Origin of the sequence: Luteibacter sp. OK325 (assembly GCF_003050935.1) — a bacterium.
GTDB lineage: Bacteria > Pseudomonadota > Gammaproteobacteria > Xanthomonadales > Rhodanobacteraceae > Luteibacter.
In genome coordinates this window covers 1-1,236 of record NZ_QAOX01000020.1, presented here as the reverse complement: position 1 = coordinate 1,236, position 1,236 = coordinate 1, and the positions used below count along the sequence as shown (strand labels likewise).

Below are 1,236 nucleotides of genomic sequence, written 5' to 3'. Positions count from 1 at the left end.
TGAGGTGGTCTAATCTTTCTGGACATCCCGAGAGGGCTTCACAGCCAGAACGAGGTGAACCATGGGACGCAAAGACATTACGCAGGCTCAGCGGGACGAGGCCGTGCATCTGATCCTGGCCGAAGGCCATTCGATACGGCAGGTGTGTGAGATGTTGGATGTCGGCTCTACCGCGTTAAGACGGTGGGTGGCGATGTACCAGCTAGAGCATCCGGCACCAGGCAGCCAAAGGACGGCCGACGAGGACCGTCGACGTGTCGTCGAGCTCGAGGCGCAGGTGGTTAAGCTCCAGGAGGAGCGCGAACTGCTAAAAAAATCTATCGCCTTCTTCGTTCGGGAGAACGATCACCCACGGCGGTGATCGACGAACTGAAGGGGGCGTACGCGGTCACCCAGATTTGCGACGCCATGGAATATCCCCGCAGCAGCTACTACGCCGGGCGGGGCGCGGAGGAGCGGCCGGCCCCTGAGCAGCCGAAGGCGGTGGCCTCGGTTCGACAGATTCATCGGCAGAGCCGAGGCAGCTACGGCACACGCCGCATGGCCGCGGAGCTTGCCCGGCAAGGCATGCCGACGGGTCGATATCGCGCACGTACGCTGATGAAGAAGGCTGGTGTGTGGGCCGAGCGGGTGCGCCGGCACACTTACCGGAGAGCGAGCAAGGCGACGGTACCCGCCCCCAATCGTCTCGAACAGCAGTTCAACGTGGCCCGGCCCAACCAGGTCTGGGTCGGTGATATCACCTTTTTGCCGACCCGGCAGGGCTGGCTATATCTCGCCATCGTGGTGGATCTCTATGCCCGGCGGATCGTTGGCTGGGCGTTCTCGACCCAGCCCAACGCCAAGCTGGCGCTAGCCGCCCTGGACATGGCCGTGGAGCAACGCAAGCCCTCGGGCGAGCTGATGTTCCACTCCGACCAGGGCTCGCAATACAACAGCTTCGGCTTCATCCGACGGCTGCAAGGGTTGGGGATTACCCAAAGCATGAGTCGAAAAGGCTGCTGCTGGGACAACGCGGTCGCTGAGCGGGTCTTTGCCTCGCTGAAGACCGAATGGATGCAACCGACTTACGACAGCCGTCACGAAGCCCAGAGCGATGCCACGATCTTCCTGACGTCGTACTACAACTATCGGCGCCTGCATGCGGCCAACGGACAGGTCCCGCCAGCCATCCACGAGATGCTGACGGTCCGAAAAAACGCCCTATCGAGTGTCTAGAAATACTTGACCACCTCA

The 1,236-nt window shown here is 61.9% G+C and carries 2 protein-coding genes; both read left to right on the top strand.

The window, feature by feature from the left end; genetic code table 11:
* Positions 1-61 precede the first annotated feature (61 nt).
* Positions 62-361: a transposase gene (locus tag C8J98_RS21855; RefSeq protein WP_107916078.1), complete on the top strand. Its 300-nt coding sequence runs from the start codon at positions 62-64 to the stop codon at positions 359-361.
* Positions 358-1,218, top strand: a complete 861-nt coding sequence (locus C8J98_RS21850) for an IS3 family transposase (RefSeq protein ID WP_107916076.1) — start codon at positions 358-360, stop codon at positions 1,216-1,218. The genes C8J98_RS21855 and C8J98_RS21850 overlap by 4 nt, the downstream gene beginning before the upstream one ends.
* The last annotated feature ends 18 nt before the right edge of the window (positions 1,219-1,236 follow it).

Bases quoted from the DNA above. Each gene is read 5' to 3' on its own strand.
- C8J98_RS21855 (WP_107916078.1), top strand. From the start codon at position 62: ATGGGACGCAAAGACATTACGCAGGCTCAGCGGGACGAGGCCGTGCAT.